The sequence below is a fragment of the Kribbella sp. NBC_01484 genome, assembly GCF_036227145.1.
Lineage (GTDB): Bacteria > Actinomycetota > Actinomycetes > Propionibacteriales > Kribbellaceae > Kribbella.
Genome location: NZ_CP109437.1, coordinates 4,023,975 through 4,038,820, shown reverse-complemented (window position 1 = coordinate 4,038,820; position 14,846 = coordinate 4,023,975). Strand labels below are relative to the sequence as shown.

15 protein-coding genes are annotated in these 14,846 nt (G+C 68.8%); 8 read left to right on the top strand and 7 right to left on the bottom strand.

All coding sequences use genetic code 11. The features are described 5' to 3' along the window. Positions 1-2 precede the first annotated feature (2 nt). The 3 genes from OG555_RS19805 to pcrA form a co-directional block, all read right to left on the bottom strand. Positions 3-677 carry a TetR/AcrR family transcriptional regulator gene (locus OG555_RS19805; RefSeq protein WP_329484388.1) on the bottom strand — a complete coding sequence of 225 codons (675 nt, stop codon included), beginning with the start codon at positions 675-677 and terminating at the stop codon, positions 3-5. A gap of 44 nt (positions 678-721) precedes the next feature. Beyond that, the gene (locus OG555_RS19800; RefSeq protein WP_329484387.1) at positions 722-1,282 is read right to left on the bottom strand and encodes a hypothetical protein; all 561 of its coding nucleotides are present in this window, start codon (positions 1,280-1,282) and stop codon (positions 722-724) included. A 105-nt stretch (positions 1,283-1,387) separates the two neighbouring features. Continuing rightward, entirely contained in the window at positions 1,388-3,706 is a 2,319-nt protein-coding gene (pcrA, locus tag OG555_RS19795; RefSeq protein WP_329484386.1) for a DNA helicase PcrA, read from the bottom strand. A gap of 82 nt (positions 3,707-3,788) precedes the next feature. Between pcrA and OG555_RS19790 the strand changes: the two genes are divergently transcribed. The 3 genes from OG555_RS19790 (at position 3,789) to OG555_RS19780 (ending at position 5,781) form a co-directional block, all read left to right on the top strand. Further along, entirely contained in the window at positions 3,789-4,418 is a 630-nt protein-coding gene (locus OG555_RS19790; protein WP_329484385.1) for a class I SAM-dependent methyltransferase, read from the top strand. Positions 4,419-4,496: 78 nt separating this feature from the next. Continuing rightward, complete coding sequence (locus tag OG555_RS19785; protein ID WP_329484384.1) at positions 4,497-5,093, top strand: ClpP family protease; 597 nt, start codon at positions 4,497-4,499, stop codon at positions 5,091-5,093. A gap of 79 nt (positions 5,094-5,172) precedes the next feature. After that, positions 5,173-5,781: a ClpP family protease gene (locus OG555_RS19780; protein WP_329484383.1), complete on the top strand. Its 609-nt coding sequence runs from the start codon at positions 5,173-5,175 to the stop codon at positions 5,779-5,781. Between the two features lie 20 nt (positions 5,782-5,801). Here OG555_RS19780 and OG555_RS19775 read toward each other — a convergent pair whose 3' ends face one another. Next, positions 5,802-6,890, bottom strand: a complete 1,089-nt coding sequence (locus OG555_RS19775; RefSeq protein ID WP_329484382.1) for a serine hydrolase domain-containing protein — start codon at positions 6,888-6,890, stop codon at positions 5,802-5,804. Between the two features lie 54 nt (positions 6,891-6,944). On the opposite strand from OG555_RS19775, the gene OG555_RS19770 reads away from it, so the two are divergent. From OG555_RS19770 to OG555_RS19755, 4 genes are all read left to right on the top strand, one after another. Next, positions 6,945-7,673 carry a PIG-L deacetylase family protein gene (locus OG555_RS19770; protein WP_329484381.1) on the top strand — a complete coding sequence of 243 codons (729 nt, stop codon included), beginning with the start codon at positions 6,945-6,947 and terminating at the stop codon, positions 7,671-7,673. A gap of 41 nt (positions 7,674-7,714) precedes the next feature. Further along, positions 7,715-8,458: an alpha/beta fold hydrolase gene (locus tag OG555_RS19765; RefSeq protein ID WP_329484380.1), complete on the top strand. Its 744-nt coding sequence runs from the start codon at positions 7,715-7,717 to the stop codon at positions 8,456-8,458. Positions 8,459-8,527: 69 nt separating this feature from the next. Further along, positions 8,528-9,898: a Mur ligase family protein gene (locus tag OG555_RS19760; RefSeq protein WP_329484379.1), complete on the top strand. Its 1,371-nt coding sequence runs from the start codon at positions 8,528-8,530 to the stop codon at positions 9,896-9,898. Continuing rightward, on the top strand, positions 9,895-10,680 hold the full coding sequence (locus OG555_RS19755) for a type 1 glutamine amidotransferase (protein WP_329484378.1): 786 nt from the start codon (positions 9,895-9,897) through the stop codon (positions 10,678-10,680). Before OG555_RS19760 ends, OG555_RS19755 begins: the two co-directional genes overlap by 4 nt. 48 nt (positions 10,681-10,728) lie before the next feature. On the opposite strand, the gene OG555_RS19750 is transcribed toward OG555_RS19755, so the two are convergent. Further along, positions 10,729-12,051, bottom strand: a complete 1,323-nt coding sequence (locus tag OG555_RS19750) for an aminopeptidase C (RefSeq protein WP_329484377.1) — start codon at positions 12,049-12,051, stop codon at positions 10,729-10,731. A gap of 140 nt (positions 12,052-12,191) precedes the next feature. On the opposite strand from OG555_RS19750, the gene rpsR reads away from it, so the two are divergent. After that, positions 12,192-12,434 (top strand): 30S ribosomal protein S18, encoded by a 243-nt coding sequence (gene rpsR, locus OG555_RS19745; protein WP_328523942.1) that lies wholly within the window; start codon positions 12,192-12,194, stop codon positions 12,432-12,434. Positions 12,435-12,438: 4 nt separating this feature from the next. Here rpsR and OG555_RS19740 read toward each other — a convergent pair whose 3' ends face one another. Then, positions 12,439-13,080 carry a response regulator transcription factor gene (locus tag OG555_RS19740; RefSeq protein WP_328523943.1) on the bottom strand — a complete coding sequence of 214 codons (642 nt, stop codon included), beginning with the start codon at positions 13,078-13,080 and terminating at the stop codon, positions 12,439-12,441. Further along, complete coding sequence (locus OG555_RS19735) at positions 13,077-14,669, bottom strand: ATP-binding protein (RefSeq protein ID WP_329484376.1); 1,593 nt, start codon at positions 14,667-14,669, stop codon at positions 13,077-13,079. Before OG555_RS19735 ends, OG555_RS19740 begins: the two co-directional genes overlap by 4 nt. Positions 14,670-14,846 lie beyond the last annotated feature (177 nt).

Genomic DNA, 14,846 nt, shown 5'->3' with positions numbered 1-14,846 from the left:
AGTCAGCGGAGCCGGTCGAGACCGTCGAGGATGAGATCGAGGGCGAACTCGAACTCGGCTTGATCGTCACACCAGCCCAGGGTGGAGTCCGGATCGTCGTGAGCGACCTCGCTCAGCATGCCGACCAGGTTCGGGAGCTGATCGGCCAGGTCCACGAGCATCCGGTCGGACTCCGCTCCGGCGCCGGCGGACGGATCGAACAGTTCCTGCGAGAAGCCCAGAGCCCTGCTGCCCAAGGCATGCAGCGCGTGGTGGACGAGGTCGTAGGAGAAGCCGCCGGCGTGCATCAGCCCGACCAGCCGGTCGTGGTAGCGGACGACCTCCGGACTCATCGTCGTCCGCGTCTCGAAGAGGCGTGGGGCCCACGGGTGCCGCAGCATGATCTCGCGCGCGGACAGGATCCGCCGGCGCATGGCCGTCTTCCACTCCGCCGCCGGAAGGTCGATCCGGTCCACGACGTCGTTGATCTCCGTCATCACCAGCTCGACGATGCCGTCCAGCAAGGCTGCCTTGCTGGACACGTGGTAGTACAGCGACATCGCCTCGGCGCCGAGCGCGTCACCGATCCGGCGCATCGTGACGGCGTCGAGCCCGTCGGTGTCGGCGATCGCGACCGCGGCCCGGAGCACCCGGTCCCGGCTCAGCGGAGTGCGCGGCTCAGACGCCTGGGTTGCCACCTGTATCCCCTTCCCACGCTGGATTCGTACAGCGTAAGGCAGGGTCAGCGCTGCCAGACCTCGGCGGTGGTCAGGAACGCGGACGAGCCGGGCTTGTCCGGGGACCCGTCGACCTGGACGAAGCCGGGGACCGAGGCGCCGCCGATCGAGACCGTCGCGGAGCGGACCGGAGCGATCACCAGGCTCAGGCTGTGGTTGCCCTCGGCGAGCGGGAAGTTCTCGGTCGCGAACAACCGGCGGTCGAGGACACCGCCCATCTCGATCTGGATGTCGGCCGCCTTGGCGCTGAGGCCGTCGGCGAGGTTCATCGAGACCTGGACCAGGTCGCGCTCGACCGCGGGCTCGTGCCAGGGCAGGCCCTGCACCTCGAGGAACGAGCGGACGAAGTACCGCTCCAGCCAGGACGCCAGGTCGACGTCCTCGGACACCACCCGGACGATCCCGTCGAACCAGAGGACCACCGCCGTACCGGAGCCGCGGATGGACCAGTCGACCATCCAGATCGACGCGTACGCGGTGACCTTGCCGGTCTCGTCGAACAGCCGCAGCCCAGGGTTGGCCCCCGCCAGGATGATCCGGCGGTTGCTACCCGAGGACTTGGACATGAGGGAGGACGCTTCCGGGAGGGGCCGAAGAGCCTTGATTGTCTCAATCTCCGGCCGGGACGCAATGTAAACGTCCAAAACCTTGACGGAGATATGGCCCGGCCGTCAGATCTTCTCTACCGGTGCGTAGCGCAGCAGCAACCTCTTGACACCCTCTGAGCCGAAGTCAATGTCTGCCTGGGCTTGCTGACCGTCGCCGCGAACGACCACGACCGTGCCCATGCCGAAGGTGTCGTGGACCACGCGGTCACCCGGGTTGAGGCTGATCACCGGCTTGTCGGACGCCGTCCGCCGCGGTGGCTCGTAGCGACTCGAGATGCCGCTGCCCCGGGTCGTCCCGGTGCCGGACCAACGGGTAATCGCGGACTCGTCGCGGCGCCAGTCGAGCAACTCGGCCGGGATCTCCTCGAGGAACCGGGACGGCGGGTTGTGCTGCGGAGCGCCGTACGCCGAGCGCACAGCGGCTCGCGAGATCGCCAGTCGCTGCCGGGCCCGGGTGATGCCGACGTACGCGAGCCGGCGCTCCTCCTCGAGCTCCTTCAGGTCGGTCAGCGACCGCGAGTGCGGGAAGACGCCGTCCTCCATCCCGGTCAGGAACACCACCGGGAACTCCAGGCCCTTCGCGGTGTGCAGCGTCATCAGCGTGACCACGCCGCCGTCGTCGGCCGCGTCCGGGATCTGGTCCGCGTCGGCGACCAGCGCGACCCGCTCCAGGAACGCCTGCAGGTCGGCTGCCTCGCCGGCCGCGGTCCGCTCCTCGACGAACTCGCGCGCGACCGAGATGAATTCGTCCAGGTTCTCCAGGCGGGTCTCGTCCTGGGGATCCGGTGACTTCTGCAGCTCCTCGTAGTACCCGGAGCGGTGCAGTGCGACGTCCAGGATGTCGTCCGGGGGGGCACCCGAGTCGACCATCGCGGTCAGCTCGTCGACGATGTCGATGAAGGACTGGACGGCGTTCACCGAGCGACTCGCCATCGCCGGGGCGTCCTGGGCACGACGGAGCGCCTGGGCGAACGAGATCCGGTCCCGGGCGGCGAGCGCCTCGACGGCGGCCTCGGCCCGATCGCCGATGCCGCGCTTGGGCACGTTCAGGATCCGGCGCAGCGAGACGGTGTCCTCGGGGTTGGTCAGGATGCGCAGGTACGCGAGCGCGTCGCGGACCTCCTTGCGCTCGTAGAACCGGACGCCGCCGACCACCTTGTACGGATGGCCGGTGCGGATGAAGACCTCTTCGAAGACCCGGGACTGCGCGTTGGTCCGGTAGAAGACCGCGACATCGGACGGCTTCACCCCGTCGGCGTCGGTCAGCCGGTCGATCTCGTCGGCGACGAACTGCGCCTCGTCGTGCTCGTTGTCGGCGACGTACACCGCGATCTGCTCGCCCTGGCCCTGGTCGGACCAGAGGTTCTTCGCCATCCGGCCCTCGTTGCGGCTGATCACCGCGTTCGCCGCGGTCAGGATGTTCTGGGTGGAGCGGTAGTTCTGCTCGAGCAGGATCGTCTCGGCGCCGGTGAAGTCCTCCTCGAAGGCGAGGATGTTGCGGATCGTCGCACCGCGGAACGCGTAGATCGACTGGTCGGAGTCGCCGACCACCATCAGCTCGGCCGGCGGCGCGGTCGGGCCGTTGTAGTTCGGCTCGTCCTCGCCGCAGAGCTCGCGGATCAGCGAGTACTGCGCATGGTTGGTGTCCTGGTACTCGTCGACGAGCACGTGACGGAAGCGGCGGCGATAGTACTCACGGACTTCGGGGAAGGCCTGCAGCAGGTTGACCGTGGTCATCAGCAGGTCGTCGAAGTCCAGCGCGTTCGCCTGGGCCAGCCGCTCCTGGTAGATCCGGTAGCACTCGGCGTACGTCTCCTCGAGGTGGTTCGAGGTCTTCGCCGCGGCCGTCTCGTGGTCGATCAGCTCGTTCTTCTGGGTGCTGATCCAGTTCAGCACGGCCCGCGGGTTGTACCGCTTCACGTCCAGGTCGAGCTCGCGGCAGACCAGCGTCATCAGCCGGCGCGAGTCGGTGTCGTCGTAGATCGAGAACGTCGAGCTGATCCCGAACCGCTTGATGTCGCGACGCAGGATCCGGACGCAGGACGAGTGGAAGGTGGAGACCCACATCAGCTTCGCCCGCGGACCGACCAGCTCCACCACACGCTCGCGCATCTCGGCGGCGGCCTTGTTGGTGAAGGTGATCGCGAGGATCGATCCCGGGTGCGCGTCGCGGGCCGCCAGCAGGTAGGCGATCCGCCGGGTCAGCACCCGGGTCTTGCCGGATCCCGCACCGGCCACCACCAGCAGCGGCTTGCCGGCGTGCACGACGGCGGCCCGTTGCTGCGGATTGAGCCCGTCCAGCAGCGATTCCGGGTCGGTCCGATGCTTGGTGGGCTCCTCCAGCGGCACCGGGAGCTCGTCAGGCGAGAACAGCGTAGTCATCACCCAACACCTTAGGCGCTCGCTCCGACACTTACCGAACGCCGGTTCGAACCGCGCGTCACACCCTCTATCGTGGGTGGTCATGGCGCACCCGGTTTTCGCTCGGTTGTACGCGCGAGTGCGGCCGACGCTGGACCAGCAGGGCGTGGCCGAGCACCGGCGGCGGCTGCTGCGCGACCTGGCCGGCCGGGTGCTCGAGGTCGGCGCCGGCGACGGCGGCAACTTCGCCCACTACCCGCCGGAGGTGACCGAGGTGGTGGCGGTCGAGCCGGAGGCGTACCTACGCGCCAAGGCCGTGCGACACGCGACCACCGCGCCGGTCCGGGTGGAAGTCGTCAACAGTACGGCGGAACGGCTGCCGCTCGACGACGGCGCTGTCGATGCCGTCGTCGCGTCGCTGGTGTTGTGCTCGGTCCCGGACCAGGCGGTTGCGCTCGCCGAGGCCTTCCGGGTGCTGCGACCAGGTGGCGAGCTGCGGTTCTACGAGCACGTCGTCGCCACATCCGGCCGGCTGCGCGGCGTACAGAAGGTCCTCGACGCGACTATCTATCCACCGCTGTCCGGCGGCTGCCACCTGCACCGCGACACCGCCGCCGCCATCACGACGGCCGGCTTCACCATCACCACACTCGACCGCTTCAACTTCCCACCCACCGGCCCCAACCCGGCCGCCCCTCACATCCTCGGCCGCGCACTCCGCCCGGACAGCTGAGCGGGATCTTCTGTGGGCAGACTTGCCGTCAGCAGAAAAGCTGGGGTGAGGCCGGTCCGCCCGGTCAGGGTTGAGGACATGGCAGAAGACAACAAACCACCGCTGTTCAACGAGGCGGCCCGGCAACGATTGTTCGGGCAGCGGATCGTCGTACTGGACGGAACCCTCGACGACGACAACGGGACCTTGCTGGCGACCCAGATCCTGACCCTGGCCGCCGAGGACCCGGACGCCGACATCGCCTTGTGGATCCACTCGCTCGGCGGTTCGGTGCCGTCGATGCTCGCGATCCGCGACGTGATCCGGCTGGTGCCGTGCGACGTGTCGACGCTGGCGATCGGACTGGCCTGCAGCGCCGGGCAGTTCCTGCTGTCGGCCGGTACGCCGGGCAAACGCTACGCACTGCGGCACGCCAGGGTTCTGATGCACCAGGGATCGGCCGGCATCGGCGGGTCCGCGGTGGAGATCGAGATCCAGGCCAACGACCTGCGGCACATCCGGGACACCGTCCTGGCGCTGATCGCCGAGGACACCGGGCAGCCGTTCGACGTCGTGCACGAGGACTCCCTGCACGACCACTGGTACACCGCCGAACAGGCCCGTCAGTACGGCTTCATCGACCACATCGTCGAGTCGTTCGACCAAGTGATGCCCCAACCGAAGGCGGCCGCGTAATGAACGAACGAAGTGAGTTCACCATCAAGCACAGCGCATCTCGTGTCTCATCCGCGCCCGGAGCGAAGCGAGGACGTGGATGAGCAGCTACACGATTCCCAACGTGATCGCCCAGCACCCGCGGGGCGAGCGGATCATGGACGTCTACTCGCACCTGCTCAGCGAGCGCATCATCTACCTCGGTACGGCGATCGACGCGGGCGTCGCGAACGCGTTGATCGCCCAGCTGCTGCATCTCGAGGTGGACAAGCCGGAGCAGGAGATCAACCTCTACATCAACTGCGAGGGCGGCGACATGACCGCGATGCTCGCGATCTACGACACCATGCAGTACATCCAGTCGCCGGTCGCGACGTTCTGCGTCGGTCAGGCGATCGCGGCCGGTGCGGTCCTGCTGGCCGGGGGTGCCACCGGGCGTCGCGCCGTACTGCCGCATGCCCGGGTCGTCCTGCACCAGCCGGCCGCGCGCGGGCAGGGCACGATCCCGGACCTGATCCTGCAGGCCGACGAGGTGGTCCGGGTCCGCGGGCAGGTGGAGTCGATCCTGGCGCGCCACACCGGGCAGACGGTCGAGCAGCTGCGGCACGACACGGACCGGGACCACGTGCTGACGGCTGAAGAGGCACGGCATTACGGCATCATCGACCATGTGATCGTGGAGCGGGCGCCGATCGCGGCGCTCGCGTGATCATCCGGCGGCCGGCGTGATCATCCGGCGGCGGCGATGACCTTGTCGGCGACGGCGGCGTGGTGGACGTGGTCAGCCTGCGGGCGGCCGACGCGGTTGGTGAGGTAGGCGTAGGCGATCCGCCGGTCGGGGTCGGCCCAGCCGATGCAGCAGTAGCTGCCGTTGTGACCGAACGTCCGCGGGCCGCTCGTCGTCCCCAGCGGTGTGGTCCCTCCGGGGACCGACCGCGGGCCGCCGAGCTGGAACCCCTGTGACCACCGGACCGGTGCCCGCGCGGTCCGGTCGATCTCACCGTCGCTGCTGGGCTCGACAGCGAGCGCGATCGACTCCGGCCGCAGGATCCGGCCGGCCGGCCCGACTCCGCCGTACAGCAGGGCCTGGTACAGCGCGGCCAGGTCCCGTGCGGTGGCGGAGATCCCGGCCGAGGGTATGACGGCCGCGCGCGTGCTGTAACGGTTCACCACCGACTGGACGAATGGGCCGACGGGTCCGCCGGCCCGCACCGGGACATGCCGGGGCCACTCGTCGGCGGGGAGTCCGAGGAAGGTGTCGGTGACGGCGAGTGGTTCGAGCACTGAGCGCCAGAGCAGCTCGTCGATCGGTTGGCGGCTGCAGCGCTGGGCGACTTCGCCGAGGATGAACCCGAAGGCCAGCGGGCTGTACGCGACCGTGTCGATCGGCCACTGCGGGCGAGCCTCCTCGATCCGCTGCAGTGACCGATGCCAGTCGGTCATCGCGCGGGCCTCACCCAGGTACGAGCCCGCGTGGGACACACCGGAGCGGTGCCGCAGCACCTGGCGCACGGTGATCTCCCGCTTGCCGTTGTCCGCGAACTCGGGCCAGTACGCCGCCACCGCGTCGTCCAGGTGGAGCAGACCGGACTCGACGAGCTGGTGGATCACGATCGCGACGTACGGCTTGCTCGCGGAGAAGAGCCAGAACAACGCGTCCGGCGGACAGCCGAAGCTCCGGTCGATCACCACCTGCCCGTCGCGGAGGACACACAGTTGGGCGATCGCGCCACGGGCCTCGACCAGCTCGATCGCCTCACCCAGCCGGGCAGCGTCCAGCCCGACGTCTTGTGGTTCGCACGCGCCGCCGAGTTCCATCGATCCCTCCCACGACCAGCTTGCCGTGCCAGGCAAGAGGCTAGGGTCGGTGCTGTGAGTGTGCCTGAGGGGAATCCGCGACCGGACCACGAGATCGAGCGAGTGCTGGCGGTGGTCGCGCACCCGGACGACATCGACTTCGGCGGGGCCGGCACGGTCGCGTTGTGGACCAAGGCCGGGATCGAGGTGCACTACTGCATCGTCACCGACGGTCAGGAGGGTGGCTTCGAGCCGGAGCGGGACCGGGCCGAGATCCCCGCGGTCCGCCGGGCCGAGCAGACCACGGCCGCCCGGCACGTCGGCGTCACCGACCTGCACTTCCTCGGGTACGCCGATGGATCGGTCGAGCCGACGCGCGACCTGGTCCGCGACATCAGCCGGCTGATCCGCCAGGTCCGGCCGCAGCGGCTGCTGACCCAGTCACCGGAGCGTTGGTGGGCCCGGCTCCCGGTGTCCCACCCCGACCACCTCGCGACCGCGGAGGCGACCGTACGCGCGTTCTACCCGGCAGCCGGGAACCCCTACGCCTTCCCCGAGCTCACCGAGGAGGCCTGGAACGTCGACGAGCTCTGGATGTTCGGGCACCCCGAGCGCAACCACTACGTCGACATCACCGACACCTTCGACCAGAAGCTCGCCGCCCTGATGTCGCACACCAGCCAGCACCGCGACCCCGACACCCTTCCCGGCCACATGCGCACCTGGTCCGCCCAGATCGCCGCCGGCGCCGGCCTCCCCCCGAACCACTACGCCGAAGCCTTCACCGTCATCCGCCTGCCCTAATCCCATTTGCACACGTACGCCGGACCAGCGAGGGTGCGTGCATGACGATTTCTCATGCGGTGGTTGGTGACGGGCCGGCGGTGTTGCTGGTGCATGCCGGGGTGGCGGATGCGCGGATGTGGGCTCGGCAGGTGGCGGAGCTGCAGCAGGACCACCGGGTGATCACGGTCGATCTGCGGGGGTACGGCGAGACCCCGTTGGAGGCCGGCGCCAAGTACTCGGATGCGGGTGATGTGCTCGCGCTGCTCGACGAGTTGGGCGTCGACTCGGTACAGGCCGTGGGAGCGTCGTTCGGCGGGTACGTCGTGCAGCAGATGGCCAGCCGGGCGCCGGAGCGGTTCAGCCGGCTGGTGCTGATCTGCGCGCCGACCGACAACGTCGAGCCGACCGAGGACCTGCGCGCGGTCTGGGCCGAGGAGAACAAGCTGATCGAGGCCGCCGATGTCGACGGCGCGACCGACCTGATGGTGCGGAGCTGGATCGGGCCGGACGCGGATGACGACGCGCGAGAGCTGCTCCGGACCATGCAGAAGCGGGCCTACGAACTCCAGCTGGCCGCAGGTGACGACGTGGAGAACGAGGAGTACGCCGTCGAGCCGGAGAAGATCAGCGCGCCCGTGCGATTGATCACGGGCGCGCATGACTTCCAGTTCTTCGCGAACTGCGCGACGTACCTCGCCGAACGCCTGCCGGACGTCGAGCGGATCGACCTCCCGTGGGCCGGCCACCTGCCGACCCTCGAGCGTCCGGCGGCTGCGCCCGGGCTGATCCGCGCGCATTTCTGAGTAATCACTGAGAAGGTGCGCCTGAGTAGACGCTGAGTTTCCATTGACGGCCCCGCCTACAATTCTTGTATGCGCGAAAGAGCCGTACTCGCGATCACCAAGTTAGCGGCCGCGATGTGTCGCCTGCTCGGCAGCGGCGGCCAGTCACTGCCCGGGACGATCGCCGATCGACTCGATCCGCAATTGCTCGGAAGATTGTCCGCGAAATTGCCGAACGGGATCATTCTGGTCACCGGCACGAACGGAAAGACCTCAACCACCAAACTGATCGCCGCGGCATTACGCAGCAACGGCGAGCAGGTGCTGACGAACAGCACCGGCGCAAACCTGCGCAGTGGTGTCACGTCGGCCTTGATCGGGGCGGCCGATCTGGACGGACGGATCGGCGCGACGATCGGTCTGTTCGAGGTCGACGAGGCCTGCCTGCGCCTCGTCGCACCCGAGGTCCGGCCGCGGCAGATCGTGGTACTGAATCTGTTCCGCGACCAACTCGACCGTTATGGCGAAGTGGACACCACTGCCGCACTGCTCGTCGAGGGAATCGCCGCGACCGACGCGCGAGTCTGCCTGAACGCCGACGACGCATTGGTCGCGAGTCTGGCCGATTCGGCGGCCGACCCGGGAATGGCCACCTACTTCGGGATCGAACGACTTCCGAGCCGGCCGGAGACGGCGCCGAAAGCCGTCACCGACTCCGACCGCTGCCCGAAGTGTGGCACTCGGCTACGGTTCAGCCGGACCTTCTACAGCCACCTCGGGCATTACGCCTGCCCGCGCGGCGACTTTTCCCGGCCGACTCCCGGCGTCGCGGTCACCAGCGTCGAGCACACCGATCCCGAAGGCACCGACTTCACCGTGACCGCCGACGGCGTACCGGTGAAGATGAGGTCCGGACTGTCGGGAACCTACAACCTCTACAACGCGGTGGCGGCCGTCAGTGTGACGACCGGACTGGGTCTCGACCCGGTCGTGACCGGGCGCGCACTCGAGACCACCGAAGCGGCGTTCGGCCGGGTGGAGAAGGTCGACGTCCAGGGCAGAACCCTGTGGCTGCTGCTGATCAAGAACCCGACCGGATTCACCCAGGTGCTGGACACGTTCCTGATCGGGCGGCGGCGACCGCGGGTGATGATGGCGGTCAACGACCTGGCCGCGGACGGCCGCGACGTCTCCTGGTTGTGGGACGTGCCGCTCGAGGCGCTGGCCTCCACACGACCCGAGGTCGTCACGGCGGGGAGCCGGGCGCAGGACATGGCGCTGCGGATGCACTACGCCGGCACCGAGGTCTCGGTGGCGGCCAGCTTCGACGACGGGATCGCCAGCCTGCTGACCGGCTTGCCGCCCGGGGGCGACGCCTACATTCTGCCGACCTACACCGCGATGCTGCAGATCCGCAAGGTGCTCGGCCGGCTCGCACCCCTTCAGGACGCGCACGCATGAGATCACTACGGATCGCCCACCTCTATCCCCGCGACCTGAACGTCTACGGCGACCTGGGAAATGTCATCACGCTGGTGAAACGACTGGAATGGCGCGGTTACCGGGCCGAGGTGCTACCGGTCGAGGCCGGCCGGCCGGTGGATTTCTCCAGCGTCGATCTCGTCTTCGGCGGCGGTGGCCAGGATTCCGGGCAACTGGTTTCCGCCGGAGATCTTCTGGAACGCGGCCCGGAATTACACCGGATGGTCGACGACGGCGTTCCGATGTTGTTGGTCTGCGGCAGTTACCAACTCTTCGGCCGGGAATTCACCACCAGCGACGGACGACATGTTCCGGGGCTCGGAATTTTCCGGTCGGCGACCGTCGGCGGCCCGCACAGAATGATCGGGAACATTGTCCTGGAAAGCCCGTTCGGACGGCTGGTCGGATTCGAGAACCATTCCGGCCGGACCGTGCTCGACCCGGGCCAGGAGGCGCTGGGCACGGTTGTGCAGGGATTCGGGAACAACGGCTCGAGCGGCGAAGAGGGAGCGGTCACCGGCAACGCCATCGGCACGTACCTGCACGGCCCTGTCCTGCCCAAGAACCCGGTCCTCGCGGACCACCTCCTGCTAACCGCGCTGAGGCGGCGGTACGGCGTCGAGGAGCTGCGGCCGTTGAACGACGAGCTGGAGCTGCGCGCGGCGAACGTCGCAGCCAGCCGCCCGCAGGGACGGGCGGCGACGCTCCGGCCCAGGCACCGGCCGCTCCACCGCATTGTCGCGGCGCTGCGGAGCCTCTGAACGACACGACGTCCCCGGACCCGGCCCGGGGACGTCGTCAGGGAATCGTCAGTCGGCCAGCGCGCCCATCGGGTCCCAGGCCGGGAGCACGATCGGCTCGTCGTCGAGTCGCGCCTGCAACTCGGCCGGCAGGGCGGACCGCCGGACGGCGATCTCGAAGACGTGCTCGCCGAACCACGAGTCGTTCATGGTCCAGAAGCCGCTGTCCGCCTTCTCGTCACCCCAGCTGTTCTCCACCCGCCAGCGCCGTGGCTCGCCGTCGACCACGTCGACACCGGTCAACAGCATCGCGTGCGTCATCAGCGTCTCGTGGTGCACCAGCCGCTCGGCCTTGTTCAGGCTGAACTCGGTGTCGTAGACCGAGCCGTAGTCGTACAGCTTGGCGTCCCAGTAGCCGAGGTCGGCGTTCATCTGCTTGCCGACGTCGCATCCGAACCAGACCGGCTCGCCGCCGACGATCGCGTCCTGGGTAAGCCGCTTCATCAGGTCGATGTCGACGTTCAGGTACACCACCGGCGGGGCGTCGATGACGTTGCCGAGGTAGTCGACGGTGAAGGTCCGGCCGACCGGGCTGGTCTCGCGCGGGTCGTGCACCAGGCAGACGTACTCCTCGACCGGGAGCTGCACGTACGCCGCGGCGAACTCGGCCGGCGTGGTCCAGCCGTCGCGGTGGAAGCCCTTGTCGCTGTCCTTCCACTGCCACAGGAACTTCTGCGGCGGCGTGCCGAGGTGGATGCTGAGCACCCGGTGCACCGTGGTCAGGATCTCCTGCTTGCGATCGCGTCGCGCCTCCGCGCCGTCCAGCGCCCGGAGGTCGCGAGCGCCCTGCCGGAGCACCTTGCGCAGGATGTCGTTCATCTGCCCGGTCGAGGACGAGCTCTCGGTCTCCGGCATCGCCGTCTTCGGCACCAGGCCGTGCTTGCGGACCACCGCGATGAACATGTTCCACTGGCCGCCGTCACCGATCGGGTCGGACAGCAGGTGCGCCACCGTCCGGTCGTCGGCGTCGCGGTCCGCGGTGTCGATGATCGCCTCGAGGAAGAAGTTGGCCCGCTCGAACTTGTCCCAGAACAGCACGTAGTTCTGGGAGAACTCGAAGTCCTTGACCCCGAGCTTCGCGGCCGCGCCGGCGCGCAGCAGGTTCAGCCCGGCGAACAGCCAGCAACGGCCGCTCTTCTTCTGGTTCGTCACCTTCCAGTCATCCAGCAGGTGGGACACCGAGTGGTCGATCGAGGTGACCACCTGTCGGTCCAGGGCGATGGCGTTGACCGGCGTCTGCGTGACGGCGTTCTGCATCACCCGGTACTGCGGGTTCGACGCGAACTCCTTCTCGAAGAGCGCGAGCTGTTCGGCTGTGAGATTCCGCTCCATAGCAGTCGACGGTATAACAGCGACCAAGCCGGTACCGCCTCAGCCGGGGTGGCGAATCCACGCCCTGTCCGGAATCCGCCACCGGCGAGCCCTTGCGTTATGCTAAATGAAAACGACATTCAACAAAGGAGAGGTGTCCCATGCCTCGTCGTCCGGCCCCGACCGGCAAGCGCAAGCCGAAGCAGAATCCGCTCGATCGCGACGGCATCACCTACATCGACTACAAGGACACCGCGCTGCTGCGGAAGTTCATCTCCGACCGCGGCAAGATCCGGTCCCGCCGGGTGACCGGGTTGTCGGTGCAGCAGCAGAAGCAGATCGCCCGCGCGATCAAGAACGCGCGCGAGATGGCGCTCCTGCCCTACACCTCGGCGAACCGCTGACCGGTCAGACCAGCCGGCGGTCGGTCGCCCAGCGGGTCAGTTCGTGGCGGTTGGAGAGCTGGAGTTTGCGCAGCACCGAGGAGACGTGGGTCTCGACGGTCTTCACCGAGATGAAGAGCTCGCGGGCGACCTCCTTGTAGGCGTAGCCGCGGGCGATCAGGCGCAGGACCTCGCGCTCGCGCTGGGAGAGGCGGTCGAGGTCCTCGTCGACGGAGGCGATGTCGATCGCGCCGGAGAAGGCGTCGAGGACGAAGCCGGCCAGCCGCGGCGAGAAGACCGCGTCACCGTCGGCCACGCGGTTGATCGCGTCGACGAGCTCGGTGCCGCTGATGTTCTTCGTCACATAGCCACGCGCGCCGGCCCGGATCACGCCGATCACGTCCTCGGCCGCGTCCGACACCGACAGCGCCAGGAACTTGATGTCCGGGTGCCGCTGGTGCACCTGCTTCATCACCTCGATGCCACCGCCGCCGGGCAGGTGCACATCCAGGAGTACGACGTCTGGCTCGGTGCCCACGATCGCCTTCACCGCGGTGTCGACGTCTGATCCCTCCCCGACGATGTCGACCGACGCGCCGATCTCGCTGCGCACCCCGGCCCGGAACATGTCGTGATCGTCGACGACGACAACGCGCCTGCTGCTCATCTGTCCATCTCCAGTCGCACTTCGGTCCCTGTCTCCGGATCGGACCGCACCGTTGCGCGGCCGCCGTGCCGTTCCATCCTGCCCATCACACTGTGCCGCAGTCCGAGCCGATCGTCGGGCACCTCGTCGACCTCGAAGCCCTTGCCCCGGTCCCGGACGAACATCTCCGCCCGGTCCCCGTCCACCTCGACGAACACGTCGATCTTCGCCGCACCCGAGTGCTTGGCCGCGTTCACCATCGACTCCCGCGCGGCCCGGACCATCGCCGACAGTCCTTCGGTCAGGTCGCAGTCCCCGACCGTGACCACCTCGACCGGTACGCCGTGCGAGTCCTCGACCTCGGCAGCGGCCCGCTTGGCGGCGCCGGCGAGTGTCTGGTCGGTGTTGTCGTCCTCGTCGTACAGCCAGGACCGCAGTTCACGCTCCTGCGAGCGCGCCAGCCGGGCCACAGCGCGGGGGTCGTCGGCCTGCTTCTGGATCAGCGCCAGCGTCTGCAGCACCGAGTCGTGCAGGTGGGCGGCCATGTCGGCGCGCTCCTGCGACCGGACCCGCTCGGCACGCTCCGTGTTCAGGTCGCGGGTCAGCCGGTGCACCCACGGCCCCGCGATGACACCGATCCCGACCACGGCCAGCAGCAACGCGACCAGTACGTCGCCGACCATCGAGAGCCGGCCGTTCTGCACCAGGAACACGGTGATCGCGGTGCCGATCAGGATCAGGCCGACGGCGATCCGGATCAGCGACTTCCAGCCGCCCTTGCCGAGCACGACGCCGAGGATCGGGACGCGGACGTCCCGGGCCCACTGGGCCTTCTGGCTCTCGTCGGCCTGCCGCCAGATCAGTGCCAGACCGGTGCCGGCGAACACCAGTGGCCAGAACAACTTCCCGGCGATCCCGAGCCCGGCGACCTGCAGCAGGAGCAGCAGCCCGATCCCGATCGCCACCAGGGCCGTCACCTGGCCGCGGCTCTTCTCCCGCTTCCGCGCCTTGGCCTCGGTCACCGGCGGTGGCTCGTCGGAGCGCATTCCACTTCGGGTGTGCGCGGCCAGCCCCGGCGCGGCCGGCACGGTCGCCGGCGCGAGCGGCATCAGGAACCACAACGCCGCATAGATCAGTACGCCGAACCCACCGAACACCGTGGTCGCGATCAGCACCAACCGGACGACGGTGTCGGACACACCCAGGTGATCCGCGACCCCGCCGGCCACACCGGCGATGACCCGTCCCTCCGTACGGCGGTACGCCCGGCGGACCGGTGGCGCCTCGGACGGCTGCCGCGGCTGCCCGGGTTGCCCGGCCGGACCGGAGTACGCCGGCCCAGTCGGCCCGCCGTTCGCCGGCCCGGCGGATCCCTGTCCGGATTGGCCGCCGAAAGCCTGACCACCGGCACCTTGTCCCGTCTGAGCGCCGGCTGCGGCCTGGCGGGCGGCGTACGCTGCGTAAGGGCCTTGATACTGCCCGGGTCCCTGCGGACCCCACCCCTTGTACTGCCACGGGCTCCCGTCAGACGTGCCCTGCCCAGGCGGCGACGCGGGAGGGCCTCCGTTCGCGGAGGTCCCGCCCGGAGGCGCGGCTGCTGGCTGGCTCATCACAACGATCGTCACACGCCACGAGGGCCGACACCAGCAGGCTTGTCCCCGGCTGTCTCCTCAGCACCCGTCCGGCGCGGTCAGGGTCCCCTCGGGGAGAACCCCGAGCCGAGGGCCTCGTGGCACCCGTCAGGCCCGAGGACTCCGGGGTGCTCAGGGGGCATCCCCGATGTGATC

Coding starts and splice junctions, on each gene's coding strand:
- OG555_RS19775 (WP_329484382.1), bottom strand. CDS start 6,890: ATGGAACTCGGCGGCGCGTGCGAACCACAAGACGTCGGGCTGGACGCT.
- OG555_RS19765 (WP_329484380.1), top strand. CDS start 7,715: ATGACGATTTCTCATGCGGTGGTTGGTGACGGGCCGGCGGTGTTGCTG.
- rpsR (WP_328523942.1), top strand. CDS start 12,192: ATGCCTCGTCGTCCGGCCCCGACCGGCAAGCGCAAGCCGAAGCAGAAT.
- OG555_RS19755 (WP_329484378.1), top strand. CDS start 9,895: ATGAGATCACTACGGATCGCCCACCTCTATCCCCGCGACCTGAACGTC.
- pcrA (WP_329484386.1), bottom strand. CDS start 3,706: ATGACTACGCTGTTCTCGCCTGACGAGCTCCCGGTGCCGCTGGAGGAG.
- OG555_RS19800 (WP_329484387.1), bottom strand. CDS start 1,282: ATGTCCAAGTCCTCGGGTAGCAACCGCCGGATCATCCTGGCGGGGGCC.
- OG555_RS19740 (WP_328523943.1), bottom strand. CDS start 13,080: ATGAGCAGCAGGCGCGTTGTCGTCGTCGACGATCACGACATGTTCCGG.
- OG555_RS19790 (WP_329484385.1), top strand. CDS start 3,789: ATGGCGCACCCGGTTTTCGCTCGGTTGTACGCGCGAGTGCGGCCGACG.
- OG555_RS19735 (WP_329484376.1), bottom strand. CDS start 14,669: ATGAGCCAGCCAGCAGCCGCGCCTCCGGGCGGGACCTCCGCGAACGGA.
- OG555_RS19750 (WP_329484377.1), bottom strand. CDS start 12,051: ATGGAGCGGAATCTCACAGCCGAACAGCTCGCGCTCTTCGAGAAGGAG.
- OG555_RS19780 (WP_329484383.1), top strand. CDS start 5,173: ATGAGCAGCTACACGATTCCCAACGTGATCGCCCAGCACCCGCGGGGC.
- OG555_RS19785 (WP_329484384.1), top strand. CDS start 4,497: ATGGCAGAAGACAACAAACCACCGCTGTTCAACGAGGCGGCCCGGCAA.
- OG555_RS19760 (WP_329484379.1), top strand. CDS start 8,528: ATGCGCGAAAGAGCCGTACTCGCGATCACCAAGTTAGCGGCCGCGATG.